This window comes from Candidatus Borrarchaeum sp. (genome assembly GCF_019058535.1).
Lineage (GTDB): Archaea > Asgardarchaeota > Sifarchaeia > Borrarchaeales > Borrarchaeaceae > Borrarchaeum > Borrarchaeum weybense.
Genome location: NZ_JAHPYX010000177.1, coordinates 1 through 24,433, shown reverse-complemented (window position 1 = coordinate 24,433; position 24,433 = coordinate 1). Strand labels below are relative to the sequence as shown.

Annotated in this window: 25 protein-coding genes; 15 read left to right on the top strand and 10 right to left on the bottom strand. The window is 37.1% G+C overall.

Going from position 1 to position 24,433, the window contains the following annotated elements; all coding sequences use genetic code 11:
- Positions 1-975 (bottom strand): RNA-guided endonuclease TnpB family protein (locus QVB70_RS10490; RefSeq protein WP_287585818.1); only part of this gene is annotated, 975 nt, incomplete at its 3' end.
- A gap of 220 nt (positions 976-1,195) precedes the next feature.
- Between QVB70_RS10490 and QVB70_RS10485 the strand changes: the two genes are divergently transcribed.
- The 3 genes from QVB70_RS10485 (at position 1,196) to QVB70_RS10475 (ending at position 4,549) form a co-directional block, all read left to right on the top strand.
- Entirely contained in the window at positions 1,196-2,683 is a 1,488-nt protein-coding gene (locus QVB70_RS10485) for an FAD-binding oxidoreductase (RefSeq protein ID WP_287585815.1), read from the top strand.
- Between the two features lie 10 nt (positions 2,684-2,693).
- Positions 2,694-3,815 carry a (Fe-S)-binding protein gene (locus QVB70_RS10480; protein WP_287585812.1) on the top strand — a complete coding sequence of 374 codons (1,122 nt, stop codon included), beginning with the start codon at positions 2,694-2,696 and terminating at the stop codon, positions 3,813-3,815.
- Positions 3,816-3,883: 68 nt separating this feature from the next.
- The gene (locus QVB70_RS10475; protein ID WP_287585810.1) at positions 3,884-4,549 is read left to right on the top strand and encodes a histidinol phosphate phosphatase domain-containing protein; all 666 of its coding nucleotides are present in this window, start codon (positions 3,884-3,886) and stop codon (positions 4,547-4,549) included.
- A gap of 37 nt (positions 4,550-4,586) precedes the next feature.
- Here the strand turns inward: QVB70_RS10475 and QVB70_RS10470 are convergent, their stop codons facing one another.
- From QVB70_RS10470 to QVB70_RS10455, 4 genes are all read right to left on the bottom strand, one after another.
- Positions 4,587-5,156, bottom strand: coding sequence for a hypothetical protein (locus tag QVB70_RS10470; RefSeq protein WP_287585808.1), 570 nt, complete (start codon positions 5,154-5,156; stop codon positions 4,587-4,589).
- Between the two features lie 168 nt (positions 5,157-5,324).
- Positions 5,325-5,828, bottom strand: coding sequence for an archaemetzincin family Zn-dependent metalloprotease (locus QVB70_RS10465; RefSeq protein WP_287585806.1), 504 nt, complete (start codon positions 5,826-5,828; stop codon positions 5,325-5,327).
- A 225-nt stretch (positions 5,829-6,053) separates the two neighbouring features.
- Entirely contained in the window at positions 6,054-6,281 is a 228-nt protein-coding gene (locus tag QVB70_RS10460; protein WP_287585804.1) for a hypothetical protein, read from the bottom strand.
- 40 nt (positions 6,282-6,321) lie between these two features.
- Positions 6,322-7,254, bottom strand: coding sequence for a transcription initiation factor IIB family protein (locus QVB70_RS10455; protein ID WP_287585803.1), 933 nt, complete (start codon positions 7,252-7,254; stop codon positions 6,322-6,324).
- A gap of 444 nt (positions 7,255-7,698) precedes the next feature.
- Here QVB70_RS10455 and QVB70_RS10450 point away from each other — a divergent pair, with 444 nt between their 5' ends.
- From QVB70_RS10450 to QVB70_RS10435, 4 genes are all read left to right on the top strand, one after another.
- Entirely contained in the window at positions 7,699-8,511 is an 813-nt protein-coding gene (locus tag QVB70_RS10450; protein WP_287585801.1) for a TrmB family transcriptional regulator, read from the top strand.
- Positions 8,512-8,636: 125 nt separating this feature from the next.
- Positions 8,637-9,497: an Mrp/NBP35 family ATP-binding protein gene (locus QVB70_RS10445; protein WP_287585797.1), complete on the top strand. Its 861-nt coding sequence runs from the start codon at positions 8,637-8,639 to the stop codon at positions 9,495-9,497.
- A 155-nt stretch (positions 9,498-9,652) separates the two neighbouring features.
- The gene (locus QVB70_RS10440) at positions 9,653-9,886 is read left to right on the top strand and encodes an Lrp/AsnC ligand binding domain-containing protein (RefSeq protein ID WP_342766559.1); all 234 of its coding nucleotides are present in this window, start codon (positions 9,653-9,655) and stop codon (positions 9,884-9,886) included.
- 53 nt (positions 9,887-9,939) lie between these two features.
- Positions 9,940-11,379 (top strand): gamma-glutamylcyclotransferase family protein, encoded by a 1,440-nt coding sequence (locus tag QVB70_RS10435; RefSeq protein WP_287585791.1) that lies wholly within the window; start codon positions 9,940-9,942, stop codon positions 11,377-11,379.
- On the opposite strand, the gene QVB70_RS10430 is transcribed toward QVB70_RS10435, so the two are convergent.
- A complete protein-coding gene (locus QVB70_RS10430) occupies positions 11,371-12,066 on the bottom strand; it encodes a hypothetical protein (RefSeq protein WP_287585789.1) in 696 nt (231 codons plus the stop codon). The genes QVB70_RS10435 and QVB70_RS10430 overlap by 9 nt on opposite strands.
- Positions 12,067-12,274: 208 nt before the next feature.
- Between QVB70_RS10430 and QVB70_RS10425 the strand changes: the two genes are divergently transcribed.
- The 4 genes from QVB70_RS10425 to QVB70_RS10410 all read left to right on the top strand — a co-directional run bounded on the left by QVB70_RS10425 (position 12,275) and on the right by QVB70_RS10410 (position 18,052).
- Positions 12,275-13,324 carry a lysylphosphatidylglycerol synthase transmembrane domain-containing protein gene (locus tag QVB70_RS10425; protein ID WP_287585786.1) on the top strand — a complete coding sequence of 350 codons (1,050 nt, stop codon included), beginning with the start codon at positions 12,275-12,277 and terminating at the stop codon, positions 13,322-13,324.
- A 442-nt stretch (positions 13,325-13,766) separates the two neighbouring features.
- Positions 13,767-16,067: a DEAD/DEAH box helicase gene (locus QVB70_RS10420; RefSeq protein WP_287585785.1), complete on the top strand. Its 2,301-nt coding sequence runs from the start codon at positions 13,767-13,769 to the stop codon at positions 16,065-16,067.
- A 106-nt stretch (positions 16,068-16,173) separates the two neighbouring features.
- Positions 16,174-17,178, top strand: a complete 1,005-nt coding sequence (locus tag QVB70_RS10415; protein WP_287585784.1) for a hypothetical protein — start codon at positions 16,174-16,176, stop codon at positions 17,176-17,178.
- A gap of 85 nt (positions 17,179-17,263) precedes the next feature.
- Entirely contained in the window at positions 17,264-18,052 is a 789-nt protein-coding gene (locus tag QVB70_RS10410) for a tRNA (adenine-N1)-methyltransferase (protein WP_287585782.1), read from the top strand.
- A 27-nt stretch (positions 18,053-18,079) separates the two neighbouring features.
- Here the strand turns inward: QVB70_RS10410 and QVB70_RS10405 are convergent, their stop codons facing one another.
- A complete protein-coding gene (locus tag QVB70_RS10405; protein ID WP_287585780.1) occupies positions 18,080-18,988 on the bottom strand; it encodes a hypothetical protein in 909 nt (302 codons plus the stop codon).
- Positions 18,989-19,335: 347 nt separating this feature from the next.
- On the bottom strand, positions 19,336-19,638 hold the full coding sequence (locus tag QVB70_RS10400; protein ID WP_287585777.1) for a hypothetical protein: 303 nt from the start codon (positions 19,636-19,638) through the stop codon (positions 19,336-19,338).
- 309 nt (positions 19,639-19,947) lie between these two features.
- Here QVB70_RS10400 and psmA point away from each other — a divergent pair, with 309 nt between their 5' ends.
- The 4 genes from psmA (at position 19,948) to QVB70_RS10380 (ending at position 22,605) form a co-directional block, all read left to right on the top strand.
- A complete protein-coding gene (gene psmA / locus QVB70_RS10395) occupies positions 19,948-20,667 on the top strand; it encodes an archaeal proteasome endopeptidase complex subunit alpha (protein WP_287585774.1) in 720 nt (239 codons plus the stop codon).
- Positions 20,668-20,676: 9 nt separating this feature from the next.
- The gene (locus QVB70_RS10390; protein ID WP_287585772.1) at positions 20,677-21,405 is read left to right on the top strand and encodes a ribosome assembly factor SBDS; all 729 of its coding nucleotides are present in this window, start codon (positions 20,677-20,679) and stop codon (positions 21,403-21,405) included.
- A gap of 17 nt (positions 21,406-21,422) precedes the next feature.
- Positions 21,423-22,100 (top strand): exosome complex RNA-binding protein Rrp4, encoded by a 678-nt coding sequence (gene rrp4 / locus QVB70_RS10385; protein ID WP_287585770.1) that lies wholly within the window; start codon positions 21,423-21,425, stop codon positions 22,098-22,100.
- Between the two features lie 127 nt (positions 22,101-22,227).
- On the top strand, positions 22,228-22,605 hold the full coding sequence (locus QVB70_RS10380; RefSeq protein WP_287585768.1) for a cyclophilin-like fold protein: 378 nt from the start codon (positions 22,228-22,230) through the stop codon (positions 22,603-22,605).
- 191 nt (positions 22,606-22,796) lie between these two features.
- Here QVB70_RS10380 and QVB70_RS10375 read toward each other — a convergent pair whose 3' ends face one another.
- The gene (locus QVB70_RS10375; protein WP_287585766.1) at positions 22,797-23,345 is read right to left on the bottom strand and encodes a hypothetical protein; all 549 of its coding nucleotides are present in this window, start codon (positions 23,343-23,345) and stop codon (positions 22,797-22,799) included.
- A 254-nt stretch (positions 23,346-23,599) separates the two neighbouring features.
- A complete protein-coding gene (locus QVB70_RS10370; RefSeq protein WP_287585764.1) occupies positions 23,600-24,307 on the bottom strand; it encodes a nucleotidyltransferase family protein in 708 nt (235 codons plus the stop codon).
- Between the last annotated feature and the right edge of the window lie 126 nt (positions 24,308-24,433).

Below are 24,433 nucleotides of genomic sequence, written 5' to 3'. Positions count from 1 at the left end.
CCGTTGTGTGGTGTGATAGGCACTCACATACTCTACCAGCGTACCAGCTTCCTCCGCTTTGTACTCGGTAAAACACATGAGTTGCCCCCAGCCGGCGTCACTAATCGACTTGGCGAGACGATGGTTCTTCACCATGTTGGTGATGCTAAGCTGCTCATACACAATCAGGTCATAGTTATCGACCAGTTTCCGGCTGAGCTTGTGATGAAAGTCCTTGCGCTGGTTGCGTATCTTCCGGTGTACCCGTGCCACCTTCCTGTTCTGCTTGTGACGGTTACGTGAGCTCTTAACCTTCCTGTCTTTCCTTCGCTGTTCTTTAGCGAGTTTCTGCTCCGAGTGTCTTAACCAGCGCGGGTTGTCTATGGTGTCTCCGTTATTGAACGTCAGTAAACTCTTCAGCCCGACATCCACCCCTATCGCCTGCTGTATGTCTCTTTTCTGAGACTCAGGAGTGGAGTCAGGCAGTGCGACTACAAAACAGGCATACCAGTGGTCGACATCACGTTTAATGGTACAGGTCTTAACCTCGCCTTCAGATGGGATAGGTCGGTGGAGTTTGATGGTAATAACTCCGATTTTCGAGAGGCGAAGTTTCTGGTGGTGGTAATCGAGGGCGAACCCACTTTGCGGGTACGTGAAGGAATCATAGCGGTATTTCCCTTTAAATCGTGGGTATCCTGCTTTTTCACCCTTTTTAATGCGTCGAAAGAAGTTCTTGAAGGTCTTATCCAGTCGTTTCAGCACGTCTTGCAGTACCTGCGAATGCACCGCTTGCAAAAATGGATTGGTCTGTTTTGCTGCTTTCAAGTGGTTGGCTTGCTCATAATAGCTGACTGCCTGTTGCTGCCCGTCCCTGGCCTCTTTTCGCTCCGCCAGCGCGTTATTATACAACAGACGACAGATAGTCAGCCATTGCCTCAAAGTAGCCTGTTGTGGTGTGGTGGGATACAGGCGAAATTTGTACGTGCGTTTCATCGCATTTCTTCCTCTGTTCCCCTGAGCATCATGTCACTCACGATAGTTAGTATCCGCAAACTGCTATTTAAACTGAGGGACACTACCATGAAAGTGAAACCAGTAAAAAAACGCAATTCATCCCCCCAACACGTTGGGGGGTCTTCTTGCGAAGACTTCATAAAGCATATAAACAATAAGCGAAGCCAGTTTCGCGTTTAATCATTTTAAGGTGTCAAATTTGAAAGATCAAGATTATGAAGAAATTGCTCAAAAACTTAGAGAGACACTCGGCGAAGGCAAAGTGTTCACACAAACATTTCATAGAATGGCATACTCAAGAGACTGGTCTCCTCGTGATGCGAAGGAGGCATATTTACCAGATATCGTTGTTAGACCTTTTTCAATCGAAGAAGCCTCGAAAATGGTGAAAATAGCTAATGAGTACAAAATTCCCGTCATACCTTATGCAGGTGGGACAGGGATGAGCGGGGCAAGTGTGCCAATCTATGGCGGAATATCTGTAGATATGAAGGGTTTAGACAAAGTTAAAGAAGTTGACGTAAAAAATATGACCGTAACCTGTGGCGTCGGTATCACGATTCTTCGATTAAATGAAATTTTAGCAGAATATGGACTATGGTTTCCGCATGACCCAGAAAGCAAACCGGCCTCAACTGTGGGCTCTGCTATCGCCTGTAATAACGATGGAACCTTCGCGATTAAATATGGACGCACCCCTGACTTCTTGTTGAACACAGTTGTTGTAACTGGAACTGGCCAAATTTTACGAATTGGTCATCGAAAGGCTCTCGTGAGTAGCACAGGACTTAATTTAATGCCCCTATTTATCGGATCAGAAGGAACCTTAGGCTTAGTATGTGAGGCAACACTTCGAATATACCCTCTACCTAAAGCACGTGCAGTCTTAGGCTTACTATTTAGATCAATTACTGACGCAATAAATTCACTTCAAAGATTATTGCAAGCTGGACTAAGTGTAGAATCTGCCCATGTAAATTGTGGAAGGCGACTTAATTTTTACACACATTCATTCCGATTGAAGCATAATCGTGACCCAGACATTCCAGAATGGACGGATGCGGTACTGTTTGTATCATTTAATGGCGACAGCAAGGTTGTAGATTTTTCAAAGGAATATGCGCTAAAACTCGTAGAAGAAACAGATGGTGAGTTACTTAAGGAGGAGGCTATGGTCGAGTCGTGGTGGAACTCTAAACATACTGGCAGTTTCATTCCGTTTAGGCAAAAATGGCCAGATAGCCAACGGGAAAAGAAATTTGGTGCTGCAGATCTCGGACTTCCAGTAGGACGTATTGAGGAAGGATACCAAAGATATTTAGAAATAGCGGAAAAAAATGGGCTTGAAATCTTAGGTATGTGTGTTTACAATGAGAAGGCGAGTTGTATAAGCCCTTCTATTTCATTTGCAGTATGGGTGGATGATAAAGATCCAGAAAACGTGCGAGGCTGGTGGAATTACGTCAAAGAAATGAGCTATATGGCAGTTGACCTCGAAGGAACAATGAGCACCTATTGGGGGGACGGTGAATTTCGCATCGGCTATAATCGTTATGAACACGGTGACAGCCTTGACGTGATGATGCAAATAAAGAAGATCTTCGATCCAAATAATATAATGAATCCAGGGAAGAAGTTTTCCGTTGATGAAATTAACAAAATTACCGTTAAAATCGAGAAAAACTAGAGGAATAAAAATGGAGTTAGAAAAATACAAAGATGCAATTTACACCTGTAATCGTACACGGTGTGGTTTCTGTCGTGAAGAATGTCCAGTTTTTAAAGAGAAAAAACTAGAAACGTATGCATGTCGTGGAAAAATGCTTATTGCCCGAGGCATGCTCGAAGGAATTATTCCAGAAAACGAGTACGAAGAAATTGCCAAAATTGTCAACACCTGTAGTGTTTGTGGTTCCTGTGCCGCTAATTGTGCACTTGATAATGACGAAATCCTAGAAGCACTCCGAGCAGATCTAGTCAAAAAAGGATTTACCGATGAAAATCATCTCATTGGAATTAATTCCATCCTCGAAAAAGAAAATCCGTTTCAATTAGATCGCGAGGATAAAACGGACTGGGCAGAAGGTATTGAATTCAACAAACAGTCTCCAATCCTCTTTTACGCAGGATGTACAGATTCACTTTTTTATCCAGAACGCTTAGAAAAAACGGTGAGGATCCTAAAAAAACTTGGGATTGAAATGAACTACTTGGGCTCGGATGAGCCATGCTGTGGAGAACTCATGCATACAACAGGACATTGGAATAAATTTCGAGCGCAAATAGAGAAGACAGAAAAATTATTCAGAGAAGCCGGTGTTAAGACCATTGTAACTCATTGCCCAGGCTGCCTGAGAACTTTCAGAGACAAATATCCAAAATTTTATGAGAAATTTGATTTTGAAGTCCTACATGTTATCCAGATCATTGCCAAAGAAATTGAGAGCGGAAAAATTACCTTCAAAAAACCAGTAAATATGAAAGTCACATACCATGATCCCTGTCATCTAGGGAGACTTGCCGGTATTATCGAAGAACCTCGTACAATACTAAACGCAATTCCAGGTATTGAACTAATCGAGATGCCGCACATTGGGTATCAATCACATTGCTGTGGCGGAGGCGGTGGACTTATGGCAGTCGATTATGATTTGGTAGCTAATCTCACAGATAGCCGCCTTAAAGAGGCCGAAGAAACGGGAGCGGAGTACTTAGTCACGATCTGTCCCACTTGTGAATTTAATTTTGACAAAGTTATTCGAAATTACAATATTAAGCTCCTCGACGTGATGGATATCATTGATATGGCAATAGATTGAGATATCATGGGCTAAAGGCTCTAAAAAATTAGGGCATTCCAATCAAAATAAATCAAGGAGGATACTCAATGGATAATGGAAGACGTATAGAATTTCACGCTCATACCATTTTCTCAGACGGGGTTTTATTACCGAGCGAATTGGTTCGCATGGCTAAAGTTATGAACTACAGTGCGATTGCCATTACCGATCATGTGGATATATCCACTTTAGATCATGTAATACCCCGTATTGTTCAAGTCTCGGAAGAATTAATGAAATACTGGGATATCACCGTGATTCCTGGTGCCGAGTTAACTATGGTGCCGGCTAAAAGTATTTCTGAATTAGCAAAGAAATCACGTGAATATGGGGCAAAATTAATCTTAGTTCATGGTGAGACGCTGGCTGAACCTGTCGAAGAAGGTACAAATTTGGCCGCTGTTAATGCAGACATCGATATCTTAGCGCATCCCGGGCTAATTACAGATGAGATCTGCCAAGTTGCCTCAAATAATGATGTTATTTTTGAATTAACTTCGCGTAGAGGGCATGCTCTCACAAATGGTATTGTTGCCAAACTTGCCATAGAAAATGGGGTAAAGCTCGTTGTTTGTACAGATGCACACGAACCAGGCGATTTAATTAACCAGGAAGTTGCTTGGAAAATAGCTGTTGGCGCAGGTCTTTCTAAGCAGCAAGCGCGTGAAGCAATAGAAACGATGCCTGAGCGATTATTAAAAAGAATTGTTTAGCTCTGTTTTTTACCGAGCAACTAGATAGCAGCTTGCTTTATCTAGTTATTATTTCGTCAATGATGCTTTTAGCTTGCGTCAGCAAATTTTGAAGTGATTTCATCGCGGATTCAACTTCAGTATTTGTGGATTCTTTCAGAAGTGAATCAAGTTGTGACATTTGAAAAGTTGCAGCTGCAAGAACATCTTTGAATTTCAATAGAGGAGAATTAACTGCTATATCAACTTTTGCAGGGGGTTCTGCTTTCATTTCAACAACAGGAGGAGGCATTTCAGGGACTGTTTCCCGGGCAGTTATTATAGGAACGGGTTTTACTTCCTTAATTACTTTAGGTTCTTCAACTGTTTCAACTACTTCTGCCACCTCAGGTTCTGTAAGATCTTCAAGCAAGCGTGAAATTAGCCTAGGATTAGGGTTTAATCCTTTGGCATCTAATAAGTCTAATAAAACACCTTGAATTGAACGTGGGTTTAAATCCGAAAGAGTTTTTTGAGCTTCAACTGCTTTTCGTTCTAAAGTAACCTTTCCAGTATTTGTTGCAGGATTCATGGTCAGATCTATGAAATATAATGTCCCAGGAAGTTTAACCTTTAGTTGTTGTGTCATAAAAAACCTCCTAGTTAAAGTTGTAGTTATTGTTATTATATTTTTTGTATTTGAAACGTTATTGTTACAATTTATTTATCAAAAAACGCGCAAAAATCATCTTAAACATTATAAGAAACAAAAAGATCTTTCAAAACTTGTTTTGCATTTAAAGCAACAAAGAGGTGCTTATTTTTGCAATAACTGCAAGCATTTCTCACAATATTTGTCGTCTTTAAAATCTGTCTCAGTTACCGTGTTAGAAAAGCGCATTACGCATTTAGGATCATTACAATGGTCTAAGCCAAAAAGATGTCCTAACTCATGTATTGCCTCTTTCACAGCACGACCGATATATTGCTGTCTATCGGAAGATCGCAAACGGGCTAATGAGATAATACACACTGATTCTTGAGGATGCGCTACTCCTAATACGAAATTCAAGTGAGGTAAATACAGATCTGCTTTAACAATCCCCAAAACAAAATCATAGCCGTTTTTTAAGGAAACAAGAGTAGGTAAGAAATCTGACGCGTTTAATTGAATAAATCTCATTCTTGCTTTTGGATAACTACTGGTTTTATTATCAACACTATCGCATCCAAGATATTCTTTAACGCGACGTTTTATTTTCTGCAAAATATCAATTTCGTCAAATGTGATAATAAGAAGTTTGCAATGCAAATTGATCATTCCGTTCTCACCAGTTCAAAAGAGCATAAATAATCATTATGTACAAGGTTGTGCTCCGTTAGCGATGTTAATTCACGAAAGTTTTGTAAGTCACAGTTATAATGACGAATGCTTATGCTGTTGTAGAGTCTCAATTATTAAAAACAAGATCTTTGTGATTTTAGACGGATTCTAACAATTCACAATTTGAAACAAAAAAAGGAATTAAAGTGTAAAAAGCTCACTTTAAGAAACGCCTGGTTGAATATTTAGAATGTCTTCAGAGCTGTATTCACGACGTACAGCTCCGTTAGCATCAATTTTCAGTGTGATTATATGATCACCATGATCTAAAACCTTTGTAAACAGACCGCCACATTTTCTGGCGGCATTTATGTCTTCTTGTGTGAAAGGTACCCAGTCTTTTCTTTTGCATTTCCGACAAATGTAGAATGCATACAGGTCTTCTTCCATCTTTAATTTCACCAAAGTATTGTGAGTAACAGTTTAAGTGTTAGAGTCTCAGTTCGCGTTTAATTTCCTTGTAACGATTCCGCAGTGTAACTTCAGTTGTTTGTGCGACTTCTGCAACTTCTTGTTGTGTTCTTCTTTCCCCAAATTCGATTGCAGATATATAGAGTGCGGCTGCTGCAAGACTCATTGGATTCTTTCCAATACTGAGTTTTAAACGTTCAGCCTCCTTAAGAATTTCAATTGCTCTACATTGTACGGAACTAGAAAGCCCTAAGTCATTTGCAAGTCTTGGTACCATGCTAGTCGCGTCCGTCGGCGGCAATTTCAAGTTAAGTTCATTGCACAGCACACGATAGCAACGAGCGATCTCTTTTTTGTCCAAACGTGAAGTGGATGCAATTTCTCTCAAGGTACGGGGTAGCCCATGACTTCTGCTTACTAAATACAGTGAAGCTGCTACCATTCCATCAATTGAACGACCACGAATTAATCTTTTGCGTAATGCCTTTCGGTAGATGATAGCGGCCTCATTTCGAACCGACATTGGGAGACCTAATTGAGATGAAAGTCGCTTTAATTCCGCTAAAGCCTTTGAAAGATTCCTTGTAACAGATCGATGATTTCTATCATGTAACCAACGAAGACGATTAATTCGATGTGCACAACGAGGTGTAAGCAAATTTCCATATCCATCTTGATTTCTTTTATCTATCGTTGTACCAAGCCCGTAATCAATCTTTAAAGGAGACAAAGGATCCCCAACACGGCTTTTTTTGTTATATTCTTCCTTAGAAAAGGCTCTCCACTCGGGTTGTTCGTCTAAAACGTAATTGTCGGATAAAACTAGCCCACATGTGGCACATACAAGATTGCCTGTTGCATAATCACTGATGATATGAGTGTTATTGCATTCTGGGCAGGTCTGTATCGTAATAAGACCAGGAATTTCCGAATACATTTCATTTACATTCATTCAGGTTGAACCTCAACATTTTTTGGTGGTATTTGTTTTTAATTATCAACTTTCAGGCACTCTTGATGATTGATTTAAGATTTTGAATGTTTTTAATGATTGATTTATAGTACCATTTAAGTTGGAAATTTATAGTACCACCACTTGAGTACTATATTACGACTCCTCATATATATAGTATATGGTAAAATCCTCCGCAATAAAAACTAACGTCAATAATTTCGTCTATAACATCTTTTTAGACCATATTAATGCTTATTTTCTTTTTATTGAGTTTTATTGAACATATTTAGCAAAAAGGAGTTATGATACTGGAATAAAATCATGTCTTAAACTATATAACTTGAGTTACTTTCAGAGAAAGTCATTTAACTACCAATGTCCCAATGATAATATAGACCATAGTCGTGACAGTTTTTTGGAGTTTTTGCGAAGTGAATTAAAATGGCGATAAATCCAGAGATTGTAGAGGCTTTGAAAGCTTTAGGATTATCAGAATATCAAGCGAAAGTATTCATTGCACTTGTTGGATACGGCTCAGCATCGGCCTCCGAGATTAGTATGGCATCAAAGGTGCCACAAAACAAAGTGTATTCTGTATTAAAGGAGCTAGAAGAAGATGGTTTAGTGTTCGTAGGAGGATCTGGTAAGGGTGCAAATATATACCGCCCAAATAATCCTGATTTCTTCATACGTGAAATGCGGATAAAATATAACAACGCCACAGGTGCCGCAAGAGACTTTTTAATCCCTCTATTCGAGAGAAGCTCAGAACAACACCAGTCAAAATCAATTTGGGTCCTTAGAGGAACACCAACAGTATACACAAAAATGGTAGAGATGATATTAAATGCTAAAGCACATGGAGAAATTATATTGGCTACAGATACGCTGTACGATCTTAAAGTAGCCAGAGTTGTTGAAGCGATTAGGAACCGCGAAATAAAGGTCAAGATCATTACTTATGCTCATGGAATTGACGATAAATATGAGAAAGACGTTTTAAGGGAACTCATTGATATGAAAGAAGTGGAAGTTAAATTACTAGAACGCGAAGGGCGTCTCGGTACGATATTTCTAGTTGCCAATGGTGAGGTGCTTCAAGGGACATATGCAATTCTCTCGAAAGAAATTGGATTAGGAATGGTTGCCATGTGGTCAGATAACAAAAATTTTAGCGAGTTATGGCACGAATTCGCCACATATCTCTGGGAAAATAGCAAACCGATAGAAACAGCACTTCCTATGGACGATTAAGCCCATGTTATATCTGATTGTGAAACAGAAATTGTTTTCCATGAAAAGGTTTCATGTTGAAAGCGAATTTTAATATTCTATACATCTCAATACTAAAAAAGAATTGATGCTAATTGGTGACTCCTATGAGTAAAGAGAATGAAGAACAACTCGAATCCGCTTTTGAGAAGGTCAAAGAAGAAATTAAAAACAAATTAAAGTTTGTTGATCACAAAATTGCGATACTCAGCAACAAGGGAGGAGTTGGTAAGACTACAGTGGCTGTAAATTTGGCAGCTGCGTTTGTGGCATTTTATGGTATGGATGTCGCATTACTAGACGTTGACATTCACGGACCAAATGTTCCAAAAGCTCTAGGTCTTTCAAATGTAGCACCACGAGTGGATGAAGAGAAAAACGTGATCTATCCAGCCGTGGTTTTCCCAAGATTAGCCGTAATGTCCATGTCATACATGGCCAAAGATGAGGATCCTATCGTACTGAGAGGACCACTGAAAACGAGTTATATCAATAGCATTCTTCAAGCAACGGACTGGGGAAGGCGTGACCTACTGATTGCTGATTGTCCCCCAGGCACTGGCGATGAGATTCTCACATTCATACAGGATACGCCATTAGATGGAATAGTTATAGTCACTGCGCCTGACCCTCTCAGCGAAATGGATGTAAAAAAAGCTATAAATTTTGGAAAACTGCTCAAAGTCGAGATTTTAGGCATTATAGAAAACATGAGTTATATGAAATGCCCACACTGCGGGGAAGAGATCGAGCCATTTGGAGAGAGTATTGGGGAAGAAATGGCAAATAAATTTGATGTACCTTTCTTAGGAAAATTACCGTTTGATCCCAATGTCTCTCGCTCTGTAAGGGAAGGAAAACCATTTGTATTAAATTATCTCGATAGTTCAACCGCCAAAGAATTCGAAAAAGTGACTAAAAAAATACTTTCGATTCTCACTTCTAAAGAAAAACGAGCAGCAACCTAAGATTTGTTTCAGATGTAACAGATTACAGTTTTTTCCATATAGTTTTAAATACGTGACTGACTTTAACTACTTTATTTGAATGACTTTAACTATCTTTCGTTTAAATTATGGAAAAAGAAGGAGAAGTTATTCCAGGCCATAAGGAGGAATATGGAGTGGCATTAGCCTTTGTTTTAATCAATACTGAGATAGGTGCTGAAGAGAGCGTTGTTACAACATTAAAAAATATCGAGGAAGTAAAAGAGGCTTACTTGGCGTATGGGGTCTACGACATAGTCGCCAAGATAGAAGCCGCGGATATGGAAACCATTAAGAGAGTCATTTCTGAAAAAATAAGGGCTTTAAAAGCAATTAAAACTACAACCACGATGATTGCGCAGATATCATAGACTAATATCTTTTTTTATTGTGAAAAACTCAGTTTTAAGTTACAGGGAAGAGAGTGGTTCAAGTATCACTCAAGTTGAAAGTAGAATGGTTTCCAGACTGGTTAAAAGCTACGCGGCTCGGCATTATTGGAGAAAAAACAAAAGAAAGACTCAAAGAACAAAACTTAGTTCTTCTAAGAAACCCTAATAATGAAAAATCCGTTATAGTAAGAGTTGTTTCGATAAATAATGCTATTTTTTCAGAAATTGAAGAAATGACTGATTTCGCAAGAGTTCTTGATAGTAATGAATATATCCTTGTAAGCAGGGCGCTAAAAAATGTACTAGACGTAACTAAAGACGATTTAATATTGTTAGAATCTCCCGAGATGAATCTTTTTACCTACGGGACATTTTTAAGTGCGTTCTGGGACTTTACAAACTCAGAGTATCCGTTCTTAAGATTGCCAGGTTCCAGGCATTACGTTTTAGAAGAATTCCATTTTCTGCGTGCTAAATTGGACGATTTTATACGCATATGGCCACCTGGTTTATCATTTCCGTTCATTATGCCTCAAGAAGGTGAAGACGTCATAGGAGAACTATATTTTGATCTTCCACCAAGTAAATTTATTGAATTGGACAGAATTGAGGGAGAAGGGTATCTTTACCACAAAGAAAATGTTTCTGTAGAATTGTTAGATACGCCTTTTAGGGGGCTAAAAGTCAATGCCGTGACGTATGTCGGCGGCGCCAATCTGATATCAGAACACCCAAAAGAACCGACTTTCGATCGTCTAACGTTTGGTGACGTAATATATATTGAGCACACAGATGCAGATATATGGCAGAAAGTTGTTGCAGAAGAGGAACTATTTTTAAAACGCATAGAAGGAACGATTCCGATGCTTATTACAACATACTCACCTACGTTGGAAAAACAATACCAAAGTAAACTATTTGACAATGTGTTCGAGACGTCTTTAGATGAGCTTAATAGACTTGCAAACGAACTAATGAGAGAATTTTTTTTGCAAAGCGATGAAAAGCAGCTTCCTTACTTGCTTATTGAAACATTGCTGAATATGTGGTCTCCAAAAATTTTAGACACTTTCAATAAAAACGAAAGAACGATCAAGAGATATGTCGAGACAGCATGCAATTCTTTCATTGAGAGGATGCAGAGTGTTATTGAAGAGTGTTTGGAACGTTTCGACAAATGTTTAATTCTTATTCTTCAAGAGCATTCCCAAGAAGGCACTGAGTTAATCGTAGAATATAATAACGAAATTCTAGACATTGATTCATTGACAAAAAACCTTAAATCGAACTTTCAGCTCACCTATTCAACTGACAAAGACAAAATAATAGAGGATTTACGAATCCAGTCTAATATCGAAAAAATTGCCATCGTACAACTAAAAATTCATGAGGAAATTCTCTTAAACATCTTTAAACGAGAGAATTTGGCAGTAGAGTTAGCAAAGATCCTTCATATGATCCATTTAACTTAAAAGATCAATTAATGTCTTGCTACTTCTTTTTTCGTAATAAAAATCTTCTATAATTCGTTTTGGGACCCTAATTATTGTGTTTTCTTTAAAATCGCAAGAATAACACTCTTTACTAATTCTTAGAGAGTATTGGCCATGCTTTGAACGATGGATGTTCATATCAACATCCATTAATGAATTACAGAATGAGTGAGGGCAAGGTAAGGTGTCGCTAAACACTGGCAGTGGGTTTTTATTTTCTAACGCCTCTAGTAAATCCCCTTTCGCTATTTTCTCTTGTGCTAGATACAAAGCACTTTTTACTTTGGGCATTAATTGAAAAATCTGTTTCATAAGCTTTGTTAAATACAATTGCCCTGTCTCAAATTCACTTTTCTCAAATGAATTTTTAATTTTGGAAACTTTTAATTCTTCACTCATTAAGAATTCATTGAACTCTTCATCATTAACGAATTTTGCTGCCAATGTAAACCCGCTAAACAAAAGCTCCAAGATATCTACACGTATAAGAAGTTCTTCTTTTTCATCATCATCACCAAGCAACTTTGCTTTTTTAAGGCAGTTTTCGAGAGTATTAAATAGATTAGTAAGATATAGTGCTCCTGAGTCCAGGTTTCCAGATTCCAATTTTGTAGTTGCTGCATTGAGTTCCTCTTTAGCGGTACTAATGCATGTAGTCAATCCCATAAGAACAGTACTCCTACTCTACGCATAAATTAGATTCTTATAGACACGTATTTGATAAAACGTAAAGGTGCCTTAAATTTTCTTCCATTTTGAAAAAATAGATACACTAAGAAGAATCGTCTGAATGTAACTCAGATTCATAGAAAAAAATTAATAAGAGATACTATTCTCTGATGCCCATTAATTGATTTTTATTCAGATGAGTGTTATGAAGAAGTTTACAAAACGGATTGTCATCCTCTCAGTGTTCGCAGTCATAGTTCTTGCGTTGATAATATATTACGTCAATCCAAGGGAGTATTATCAGGCTTTAAAAGGTTTTCCGCTGATATTTGTGCTCATTTATCTGGCGATTATGTTTGTCAGTTATTTCCTTCGATCATTCAGATGGAAAGAATTACTCTCCACAACAGGATTTGACACGAGTATAAAATTTACATGGAAAACTATGCATGCAGCGTGGTTCGTTAACTGGATAACACCCTTAAGAATTGGTGAAATGGTGCGTCTTTACTCTGCAAAGAAAAACGAGGGAATTTCGTATGGAGCGAATAGTGCGGCAATCGCAATTGAGCATATTTTTGATCTTATTGCAATATTGATCATTTCGTGCTTCAGCCTCATTGTAACGTTACAGTTAGGCTCCGTTCCAGATAATGCAATCATTATCCTTGTTTTAGCATTAGCAGCGATCATTGGACTTATTGTATTAGTTTTTGTGCTACTCTTTTTTGGCAAAAAAGTTGCACGCTTAGCTAAGCCAATATCACAAGAATTATACGAGAATTTACTTCGTCTACACAGTTCCTTTAAAACGGGTTTCAAAATTGCCTCAAAAAAACCTGTTAAACTGATTCTTATGGCACTTCTATCATTTGTAATCTGGGTTATTGAAACTACAATGCTTTACATTCTTATAATAGGATTAAACATGAATGTACCATTTTCAATTACGATGCTTGCTGGATCAATAGGATTTTTAACCTTCACTGTACCGCTACTTCCCGGAAATATAGGGACATACGAGGCAGGCTTCGTAGCCATTTTATGTATTGCTGGCATCACACCCCGTATAGCACTGCATGTGCCTTTAACTGATAGAGTTATAAAATCAATATATATGCTTGCATTAGGATTACCTCTTCTACTGACAGAAGGAATAAATATTACCAAACTTAGAGAAATCGAAGAGGAAGTCGAAGAATATATTGAGGAAGAAGAAGATAAACTTGTAATGGAAAATAGTATGGATGAATGAGTATCTCTTTAAAATGAGTTTTATGCCAAGAAGATCTCAAGATATTTTATGTTTATAATTTAGTAGAATGTGATCAATTACGTCAAATAGCAATTTCACGTAATTAACATACCACCGAATTAGAGTGAGGCCAGAGTTTTGCAAAGTGTATTTAACATAACTCCATTATTACTTTATGCTTTTGCATCTTTGGTCGCTTTAATACTAATTTGGCTACTAAGATCAAGAAGAAGGTAAAAATAAGTACCATGTAAATAATATTCTTCTTTTGATCACAATTCTGAGAGCTGAGAACAGAATTAATAAAAAATTAAGAGATAGATATCTAATTTAGAAATCTAAATTCTTTTTATAAAGTGAATCAAATTTTGATAAAAATAAAGGGCACAAGGAAACCAAACATTGACAAACCTATTCACTGCGAAATGACAAGGTTTTCGTCATGAATAATCATCAAAAGAATACTATAGATCACCCATACCTCAAACCTATGATAGAGCGCAGGCTTTATCAGGAGATGATTTTTGGTTGTTGTGTTAAGGGAAATACACTTGTAATACTTCCAACCGGCCTAGGTAAGACAGTTATCGCAGTAATGCTTGCAGTACATCGTTTAGAAAAGTTTCCTGAATCACATGTAGTCTTTCTCGCCCCCACTCGTCCATTAGTCAACCAACATTATGACAGTTTTCAAAAGTTCTTGACATTAGCTTCTGAAGATCTTACAATTCTTACGGGAACTACCAAGCCAGAATTACGAAAAGAACAATGGGAAAAAAGCCGCGTTGCTTTTATGACACCGCAAGTTCTTGAAAACGATTTAATTTCAGGGAAATATACTTTGAAAGATGTATCATTACTCATATTTGATGAATGTCATAGAGCTGTGAAAAAATATGCTTACACGTTCATTGCAGAGAAATACAGAGAACAAGCAAAAAACCCGCTTATTTTAGGAATTACCGCAAGCCCAGGATCAGAAAAGGAAAAAATTGAAGAAATTTGTAATGTACTGGATATAGAGAATGTTGAAATAAGGACTGATAAGAGTCCAGATGTCGAACCATATATTCATCCATTAAGCATAGAGTGGAAAAAAATACCACTTCCAAAAGGTTTTGGAGAAATTAAAACTACTCTAGAAAGCGTGCTTAAAGAACATTTGAAAATACTCAAAGAAATGGAGTTTATAGACACTTATGACTTACGAAGAGTTTCTCGAACAGATTTAATCCGTCTACAAGCCGAAATACAGAATCAACTACATGATGATGATGATATTGTAGACCCTCAGTTTTTAGGCGCTATTGCCTTAGTAGCAAATGCAATTAGAATCTCCTACACCATCGAATTGTTAGAAACTCAAGGTCTAAAGGCTTTAAACAAATACATTGAACAACTTGAGAAGCAAATACGGAGAAAGGGTGGATCAAGGGTACTGAAGGAGTTTATGGCCGATAATAGAACTAGAAAAGCCATCTTTCTTATCAAAGAGTTATTGTCGAAGGGACAAGATCACCCAAAAGCTGAAGAAATAAAAAAAATAGTTAAGGAGCAACTTGAAACATCGCAAAACTCCCGAATCCTTGTCTTTGCTCAATTTCGTATAACTGCGAAACTAGTAGCTTCAGTGCTGGATGAAATTGAAGGAGTAAACGCAGTACGATTTGTTGGACAGAGTAAAAGAAAAGGAGAGAAAGGGTTATCACAAAAAGAGCAAGCAGAAATTTTAAAGAAATTCAAACACGGAGAATATAATGTACTTGTCGCCACAAGCGTTGCAGAAGAGGGGCTTGACATTGCAGAATGTGATTTAGTTATTTTTTATGATACAGTGCCAAGTGAAATTAGAAATATTCAGAGAAGAGGCAGGACGGCAAGAAAGAGCGCTGGAAAGGTCATTGTCTTAATGGCAAAGGGCACGCGCGATGAAGCATACTATTGGGTTGCTCAGAGTAAGGAGCGAGAAATGAATCGACTTCTTAATGAGATAAAGGGCGTTTCAAAATCACTAAAAGAGGAAAAAGAAAAACAAAAAAATAAAACCTTAGATTCTTTCTTTCCTGAGGACAAGAAGAAAAGAGAAGAGGAAATGAAAGAATTAATTGAAATCATTGTTGATAATCGTGAAAGAGCCTCTCAAGTTCTTCGTAACCTTTCCAAAATGGGATTTAAGATTCATTTCAAGCAACTGCAAATTGCAGATTATATTCTCTCATCGCGAGTTGGCGTTGAAAGAAAAATAGTCACAGACTTTCTTCAATCACTAATTGATGGTCGACTTCTAGATCAGATAATTGATTTAAAGACAAAATACCAGAAGCCTTTACTTCTTATAGAGGGCGAAGATCTATACGGTAAGCGTGCACTACATCCTGAGGCTATTCGTGGAGCATTGATGGCAATCTCTATTTCGTTGGGCGTGCCGATACAATGGACAAAAAACGAAGAGGAAACTGCTCAACTTCTTTCACTGATTTCAAAAGAAGAAAAGAAGAAAGGTATAAGTGAGATTAAGGCATATACCAAAAGAGAAACTCCACAAATAACAACTATTCAAGAAAATGTGATTGCAGGTATTCCTGGTGTTGATACAGTGTTAGCAAAACGGCTTTTATGGGAACTGGGAACGATTGAGAGAATATTCACTTCTGATGAAGAGCATTTAAAAGAAATTAAAGGAATTGGTCCAAAATTAGCTGAAATAATTAGAGAGATCGCTAGTTCTGAATATACAGAATGAAAAGTTAAGAGAAAAACTTTAGAGTTGAATTGACTCACAATACATACTTAAATATCTGATTTTGTTACACTAAATGAAAATTTTTGCATCGGTAGAGGCGAAAAACATGGAAAATGAGACTTCAGAAGAAAAACGTGTGAAGCAGTGCCCAAACTGCAAGACTTTTGTGCAATATGATTACTCAGTGTGTCCATCATGTGGGCATTATTTTGATGTACCGAAGAGTGAAAGAAAATTCGTAAGCACACCAGCAAGAAGCCCGCAAATAGGGAGACCCCGTAGTATCAATGTTATCATACTGATGTATTTCTTCTTTGCGGCGTATATGCTCATAAACGGCGCTACAGCAATGATTTTTTTAGCAGCAGAAGGAGGAATTATGGGGGGCTTAATTCTCGTAATTGTAGGAGTTATAGATCTTGTATTGTCATTGCTTACTCGTAGAAGACTTAGAATCGCTTATTTAGCAGGTCTAGTTATCGGAATCCTAGAAACCGTTGGACTTGTTGGACTTACCGGGATATATGTGATTCTAACAGGAGATACACTTATTGCATTACCCATGTTCGGGTTAATCTTTATGAAAGCTATAATTGTATTTTTGTTACTTCGTGAGAAGAACTATTTCACTGAAGGGTTCGGAAAACAGAAAATACCTGCTAAAGAAAGTATCTCAGGAATACCTGAGACTATATCGTCGTATCAAACAGAATCTACGGAACCTACAGTACTTGAATATCAAGCTGAATCTTTAGATCAGGAAATCAAGAGTTATTTAAATTCGGCAAAAAATTCATGGAAGCTTGCTGAAACATCTTACAAGAATGCCGTCTGGGTGGAATTCGTTCTTCGTGCTGATGATGCAATCAATTCTCTAATCAAAGGACGCTACATTCAACTATTTGGTCCAATAAAGCCTGGTATGTCCATAATGCCGATGGTCGAAGCAATTCGGTTGCGGGGATATCAATTACCAGAACGTGAAGAATTTGAGAAATGGATTAGTTTTCGCCAAAACGTAGCGAAGGGCATAGAAAAACCGGAAGAAGCAGAGATTGTAGACGCTTACCCATTTTATGATCAAATCTTCGATAAACTCGGACTTAAGTGATCATCTAGATTTATAATATTTGATTTTTTCTTATTTTTTAATAAAACCATTTCCTTTTAACGATAAATTAAGTATGGTGAGAAATGTGTCACAGAATACAATAAAACTGGGAGATTACATTTTGCTAATGCATGGAAGGAAAAAACGTTGGCTTGTAAAGGTTGAGGAAAACAAAGAGTTTCATACACATATTGGAATTATCAAAATCGGAAATGTGGTTGGAAAGCCCTATGGTTCTCCAATTATGACCTCAAAAGATAAACAATGCTGGATCTTCCAACCTGTTCCTTTTGATTATGTTCATAAGTTTCGGCGTCCAACTCAGGTATTGTATCCAAAAGACATTGGACTCATTTTGATGATGACAGGAATAGGTCCTGGCAGTCGTGTAGTAGAAGCAGGAACTGGTAGCGGTGCCCTGACGTCAGTTTTGGCATATTATGTTCGTCCAAATGGAAAAATATTCACATATGAAAAAAGAGAAGATTTTTTTGAAATTTCAAGTGAGAATATTGCAAAAGCAAAAGTGTATGATTGTGTTGTTCAATATAATCAAGATGTAATGGAAGGAATCGTGGAAAAAAACGTCGATGCTGTTGTGATTGATCTTGATACCCCTTGGTTAGTTGTTCAAACTGCAAAGCATGCTCTTAAAGATGGGGGTTATTTTGTCTCTTTTAGTCCAACGTTTAATCAAATAGAAAAAACCGTTAGCAAACTTGATGAAGAAAATTTCCATGATATACAGACACTTGAATGCTTTTCTAGAGAAATTAAAACAAAAGAAGGTGCTACACGTCCAAATAAATTTATATCTCACCATACGGGATATTTGACTTTTGCAAGAAAAACTGCAACTCAATTAATAATGTAAATTAAATTAAAAATGATGTACGTCTACTTATTCCTTATTCAAAAAGGACAACTTTTTTACTCTACCATCTAACGATAACAGTAATTCGTCATTTTCAATAATTGACCACGCGCCAACTTTCTCCAGATTGACCTCGTGGCGACTTGCAATGTCTTTGAGACCAAAGACTACATCCTTGCCTTCGACCGTTATTCGATCCACTCCTTCAATACCGCTAATTTCCCTAGGAGTAACAAAAACAACTTTTTTCCAACTTTTTGAGCTTTTATCCGCAATTTCTTTTAATTCAAAAGGTCTGACTTTAACACGTTCAAACGATGTTTTAAGAGTTTTTTTCAGGACATTTTCAAGAATTTCGAAGTTTCTGGAATCAACTAGATTTTTTCCGTCATTGGTTTCAATATAAACTATCTCTTCATTACGATCTAAAATGCTAGAAATTCGCTTAATAGGTTCAATTAGTTGATATGAGAATGCGCTTCCATTTTCTACTAGAAAGGGCTTATCAATAAATTCCAAAACGATATGAAATAGATCACGACTTATTTTGAAAACCTGTGGTGTATATTTTTTATCTGCGTCTTCTGACTTAAGCGCAGTTTTTAATCCTTTTTTTAAGGTTGTTATGCCTAATCTGGCAGGAAGAGGATCAATCACCTTGTATTTTTTCCAAACTTTGCCTTTAAGGGATTTTAACGCCCAAAGATCAGCAAACTGACTTCTTGAAAAAGCATTTATGTTTAATGCATTTAAAAGATCGATATTTTGCTTTATTTTTTCATTTTCTTTTATGTTATAGCCCCATGATTCAACTAATTGCTGCAAATCGCCTAATTGTACGCCTTCAATTAATTTCTCTAGTACTTTGGCATTTACTGAGATTTCAGCCACCTTTTTTCGGGTCGTCTTTTTTTTCTTTTTCTTCGCCCTAGGCAATTGAGTCCCTCCTTTTTTATGGCTCATCCCTGTTTTATGTTTTTTTTGGTTCTAGGATATTAGTAAATGGTTAGAAAAAGCCCCAATAAAACCAATTTCATCTATTATACGTCAATCTTAGCAATGAATGAAGCTAACTGTGCCCAAAAAAAAGGTAAAATCTCAAAAAATGTAGCCTTCTAGGTTAAGAACACCAGAACTGTCTTTGGGGATAGTGAGTTCAACTTCCGAATTCTCAGTTTTTATTGTTTCAGCTCGATGTTAATAACTTGAAGTCTTTTTTACAACTGTTTTTAGGCTTCAAAAAAGCAGTCAAGAATAAATTAGGGGATAAGTTATTGCTGGATTTAACTGGCACTTACTGGTTTATAAACTTTAATTCTTGGTGTATGGGCTACTTCTTCGATCAACTGTTCGTTCCTTAAATCTTCGAGCATAAGCTTTGCCGTACTTACTCGTACGCCATACTTTTCGGCAACTAGAGTTGGGCTAATATATTTTGTTTTTGGCAAATCATCCTTTATTGATTTCATTAAATCAGCTTCAAAGTGGATGCTCCGCTTAGTTTTTTCTACTGTCTTCGCGGTTTTTTCGCCCCATTTCTTCTTATCAGCTTTTGCAATTGGTTTTTTCTTTTGTCCTTTACCCATTGGATAACCTCCTCTAAATATCAGGGGATATATGGAGTTCAAACAATCTGGCTTCTTAAACTTTTCTAATTAACTATTAAACTCCTAGAAGATAGATACATTAAACATATAGGAGACAAAAGGAATAGGTATCTGTTGATATAGTTTTAGTTTATAGTGACTTATGTTACTTTATCTAGTATATCTTAATGGATATATGAAAAGCCTTTTAATGGAGCTTTATGAAAGATATAAAAGACGCTTTGTAGTTTTGATTTCACACATTTTTATATATAACAAAGATTCACTCTGACTTATGGAGGTTTAAACATGTTTGCCGCACCAGGATTGGGATATGACCGTGCAATCACAATATTTTCTCCAGATGGAAGATTATTCCAAGTTGAATATGCAATAGAGGCAGTAAGAAGAGGAACGACTGCAATTGGAATTAAGGTGGATGGAGTAGGTGTTGTTTTAGCCGTTGAAAAACGCATTCTCAGTAAACTTGTAGAAGCAAATAGCATAGAAAAAATTTTTAAAATCGATGAGCATATTGGTGCTGCTATAGCTGGCCTGACAGCGGATGCACGGATCTTAATCAATCAAGCGCGAATTAACTCTCAAATTAATAAGCTTACTTATGACGAACCAATTACTGTTGAAGTGTTAACAAGGAAAATCGGTGATTTAAAACAACTTTACACACAACACGCAGGTGTGAGACCATTTGGTGTAAAATTGCTTATTGCTGGTTGTGATGATACAGGATCGCATCTATTTATGACTGATCCGTCAGGGACTTATTGGGGACATCGAGCTGCAGTGATTGGAGCAGGCGCACAAACAGTTACAGAAGTTTTGGAACAAGGATATGAATCTACTTTAGATATGGATGGTATGATATTATTAGCATTAAATGCGTTAAAACAGGTTATTGAAGCTGAACTAGATTCAACCAAGGTTGAAATTTCTATAATTAATGAAGTTGATAAGAAACTACAGAAGGTTTCTGACGAGGAGATTACCAAATATATAGAGCGTATGTAGGCTGTTTTTATGGGACTTCGCGGAGATACACGTATTCCTGAATGGGGAGACTTAGTTGTAGCACGACTAATAACTCATGGAGAACGATTTGAAATATTAGTAGATCCTGATTTAGCTCAGGATTATAGATCAGGAAAGGACATAGACATTCGTGAAATCCTTGAGGGAGATATTATTTTCGAAGACGTTCATAAAGGGCTAAAGGCATCTGAAGAAAAATTGCAGGAAATATTTGAAACTAATGATCCTTTCGAAATTGCAAGAACTGTTTTAGCTGACGGTGAAATCCATCTAACTTCAGAGCAACGAAAACGGATGCTAGAAGAGAAAAGGATCCAAGTTATAGATTATATCGTCAGAAACAGTATAAATCCGCAAACTAAACTTCCACATCCTCCTTCACGAATCGAACGTGCTATAGATGAGGCAAAAGTATCAATAGATCCATTTCAGGAAGTTGAAGCTCAAGCAAAAAGAATCGTTAAAGAAATCTCGGCACAGATCCCGATTCGTATGGAAAAACTTCAAGTTGCAGTTAAAATTCCTGCTGAGTTCACAGGAAAGGGTTACGGTATTGTATCTCGATTTGGAACTATCAAAAAAGATGAATGGCAAAATGACGGGAGTTGGGTTGCGATTATTGATATCCCAGCGGGACTTCAGAGCGCACTTAAAGATGAAATCAACCATCTTACGAAAGGTCGGGCTCAAATAAAAATAGTAGAGGATAAAAAATAAGAGAAGGTCTTTAAATTATGTCAGTACTTTTTGAAAATCGGCAATTAGTAGTACCAGGTGAATTACTCGCTGAAGGCGATTTTAATGCTGGCGAGGGGGCATATCGAGAAAATGGTAAGATTATTGCATCCCTAATCGGATTAGCAGCACTCAAAGGAAAAACGATTTATGTTACTGCTTTGGCAGGATCGTATATACCCTATATAGATGACATCGTAATTGGGAAAGTGTATAATATTTCTCTCACTTCGTGGCATGTGGACATCTGTTCACCTTACGCTGGCATTCTTCATATTTCAAATGTCATAAGACGACCATTCAATGCATCAAAATCTGACCTTAGGGAGATATTTGACATAGGAGATATCATTGTCGCAAAAATAATCGCATTTGATCGCCTCCAAGATCCTGCCCTAACAGTAAAAGGTCGAGACCTTGGAAAATTGAGAGGTGGCACAATAATTGAAATACCTCCATCAAAGATACCTCGACTGATTGGACGTAAAGGATCTATGATCAACATGATTAAAGAGCAAACTCAAGCAAGAATTGCTGTTGGTCAGAATGGCAGGATATGGATTTTAGGTCAGAAGGCTGGGGATGAGATTCAAGTTATCCGCGCCATTAGAAAGATAGAGAGAGAAGCCCATACAACCGGTCTAACAGACAGAGTTCGTGAATTATTTGTTGATTAGATCTATCCATTGACTCCCTCAATTCTAACATTTGTTTTTTCTTTTTGAATTTCTACTCAGAAAAATTTGATCTTATTATTTAAATTACAAAATAGCATTTTTATGATAAGTGAAGTGCGGTGTTTAGATGAGCGAGATTTCAAAGGTGCAAATAGTTTTTGAAATTGGAGAGAACTCTGCTATCGGTGAATTACATCGTATTAAGGCACCTCTTACTTACGCAGCGATATTAGACATTCTTCCTCACACAGAAAAAGCATCTGTATACAAAAATGCACAGACAGCTATTCGAATACCTGGCACAATAGGATTAGAGAAATCAACAAAAGAAATTGATAAGGGCGACATTGCTTATTGGCCCTTAGGAAAAAGTATATGTGTCTATTATGATAAGATTGAGCCATATAGTCCGGTAAACATTGTAGGCAAGATATTAGAGGGATTAGACTATTTTAAGGATGTCAAAACTGGTAGGACGGATATTACAATCAGGAAAAAAGAGTAATGGAATTTTTGAAATTAGCTTTCTTACGTTCTACGTTTAGAAAACTAAATCACGATTTCATTATACTTTTGTATTGAGTGAACTACCACCCTACAAATTTGAGGGGGGTTCTTGCGGAGGAGTGATAAACAAAAAACCAAGTCTTTAATACAGACAATCAAAAAGATTTATTTTCAGTTTTGAATTGCTAACTAGCGCACATCTACAAGTGCACGTTCTGCTTCTTTTACTTTGCGATTCTCATCTTGGGGCGCTTCGATAATAAATCCTGGACTATCATCTTCTTCGCATTCAACAAGTAATTCCATAATGCCTATTGGCTTAATTCGTGTGATCTTTGAAGTCGTACGTATTTTAAGGCAAGGAGAATCGATCATGACTCTATTTAAGGGATAATTTAAGGATTTTGATAGAACTGCATTCGCATTATGAAACTCTGAAGTTTGTTTGAAGGAATAAGGATCATTAATCAATTCATTTGGTTCTTCAGAAATAAAAGATGTCTGAGATAATGGTGCAATTTTAGGTAAATCTGAAGAAGAACCAATCCAAGTAACCATGGTGCCTTTTTTCTCACGTGTTGTTTTAACTAATTTTGCGGCTTTCAAGATCGCGATAATATCATAAATTCGACGTCTAGCCATGTCTAATTCTTTAGCTAATGCAAGATTGATGATGCCTTCTTCTCCTGCGGACTTTATAATTTCAATTGCATGCTTTGCAAGTTCAAATAATTTCAATCTGTTCACCCAAAGAGAGCACAATTTTGTGCATTGTACAACATAAAATATACTATAAGAAGAACTTAGTACTAAAGGATTGTGCAGAACTATTTTTTGAACTACGTGACATATGTTTTTTCTACATTATAAAGTTTTAAAGTCTGGAATATACACGTAACTGCTAGACTAAAATTGAACGATAATTTGAAAAAGACATATATTTCCAATCAAATCAGCGAAAAATCTCATTTCGAGAGACAATTGAAAATCTATCACAATAGTGTGAATTTGGATAGAAATTCCTGATGTGCTTTATCTAAGCTCTCTAAGTCTCCAATATCGAGGTAATTGGTTTCTGTCTTAAAGCCATAGAGTTTTTCTCCTGAGGCAATGATCTTTGGAAAAACTTCTCTCTCAAGACTCATAGCCCTGTCAGGTGGAATATAGTCAAAGATTTTTGGTTCGAGCACATAAAGTCCAATGTTCATTGTAAGCGGGATATTTGGTTTCTCTCGCCAGTTTAATATTAAATTGTCAGCATCAGTATCAATCACACCATATTTAACGGGGAGGAAATAGGGCTTCAATGCAATCGTACCTGTTCCTCCCTTGCTCTTATGAAACTTAATCATGTCTGAAATGACGACTTCGATTAAAATATCTCCATTAATCAGCACAAAGGTGTCATCAATAAAAGATTCAGCCGTTTTAAGTTGTCCCGCAGTTCCAAGCGGACGTTTACCTCGCGCATACTTAATTGAAATATCCCAATCTTCACCTTCATTCAGATAATCCTCGATGTATCGTCCTAGATATGCCGTTGCTATAATGATCTCGTCGATCATTTGGAAAGAGGCGAGATAGACGATTATATGTTCAATAATTGGTTTATCACCAACTGGAAGCATAGCTTTTGGCATGACGTAAGTTAACGGACGTAGTCGTGTCCCTAACCCTCCAGCTAAAACCACTGCCTTCATGTACTTTGCCTCAACATAAGTTTTATATTCTTGGGAAAGTAGATGACAATATAAAACAGTTTTGCCTCATTTATAGTAAGTCATTACAATAAAAATCAAAAATATAGGAAAGGAGAAGTGGATATT

Bases quoted from the DNA above. Each gene is read 5' to 3' on its own strand.
- QVB70_RS10480 (WP_287585812.1), top strand. From the start codon at position 2,694: ATGGAGTTAGAAAAATACAAAGATGCAATTTACACCTGTAATCGTACA.
- QVB70_RS10475 (WP_287585810.1), top strand. From the start codon at position 3,884: ATGGATAATGGAAGACGTATAGAATTTCACGCTCATACCATTTTCTCA.
- QVB70_RS10470 (WP_287585808.1), bottom strand. From the start codon at position 5,156: ATGACACAACAACTAAAGGTTAAACTTCCTGGGACATTATATTTCATA.
- QVB70_RS10465 (WP_287585806.1), bottom strand. From the start codon at position 5,828: ATGATCAATTTGCATTGCAAACTTCTTATTATCACATTTGACGAAATT.
- QVB70_RS10460 (WP_287585804.1), bottom strand. From the start codon at position 6,281: ATGGAAGAAGACCTGTATGCATTCTACATTTGTCGGAAATGCAAAAGA.
- QVB70_RS10455 (WP_287585803.1), bottom strand. From the start codon at position 7,254: ATGAATGTAAATGAAATGTATTCGGAAATTCCTGGTCTTATTACGATA.
- QVB70_RS10450 (WP_287585801.1), top strand. From the start codon at position 7,699: ATGGCGATAAATCCAGAGATTGTAGAGGCTTTGAAAGCTTTAGGATTA.
- QVB70_RS10445 (WP_287585797.1), top strand. From the start codon at position 8,637: ATGAGTAAAGAGAATGAAGAACAACTCGAATCCGCTTTTGAGAAGGTC.
- QVB70_RS10430 (WP_287585789.1), bottom strand. From the start codon at position 12,066: ATGGGATTGACTACATGCATTAGTACCGCTAAAGAGGAACTCAATGCA.
- QVB70_RS10425 (WP_287585786.1), top strand. From the start codon at position 12,275: ATGAAGAAGTTTACAAAACGGATTGTCATCCTCTCAGTGTTCGCAGTC.
- QVB70_RS10420 (WP_287585785.1), top strand. From the start codon at position 13,767: ATGAATAATCATCAAAAGAATACTATAGATCACCCATACCTCAAACCT.
- QVB70_RS10415 (WP_287585784.1), top strand. From the start codon at position 16,174: ATGGAAAATGAGACTTCAGAAGAAAAACGTGTGAAGCAGTGCCCAAAC.
- QVB70_RS10400 (WP_287585777.1), bottom strand. From the start codon at position 19,638: ATGGGTAAAGGACAAAAGAAAAAACCAATTGCAAAAGCTGATAAGAAG.
- psmA (WP_287585774.1), top strand. From the start codon at position 19,948: ATGTTTGCCGCACCAGGATTGGGATATGACCGTGCAATCACAATATTT.
- QVB70_RS10390 (WP_287585772.1), top strand. From the start codon at position 20,677: ATGGGACTTCGCGGAGATACACGTATTCCTGAATGGGGAGACTTAGTT.
- rrp4 (WP_287585770.1), top strand. From the start codon at position 21,423: ATGTCAGTACTTTTTGAAAATCGGCAATTAGTAGTACCAGGTGAATTA.
- QVB70_RS10380 (WP_287585768.1), top strand. From the start codon at position 22,228: ATGAGCGAGATTTCAAAGGTGCAAATAGTTTTTGAAATTGGAGAGAAC.
- QVB70_RS10370 (WP_287585764.1), bottom strand. From the start codon at position 24,307: ATGAAGGCAGTGGTTTTAGCTGGAGGGTTAGGGACACGACTACGTCCG.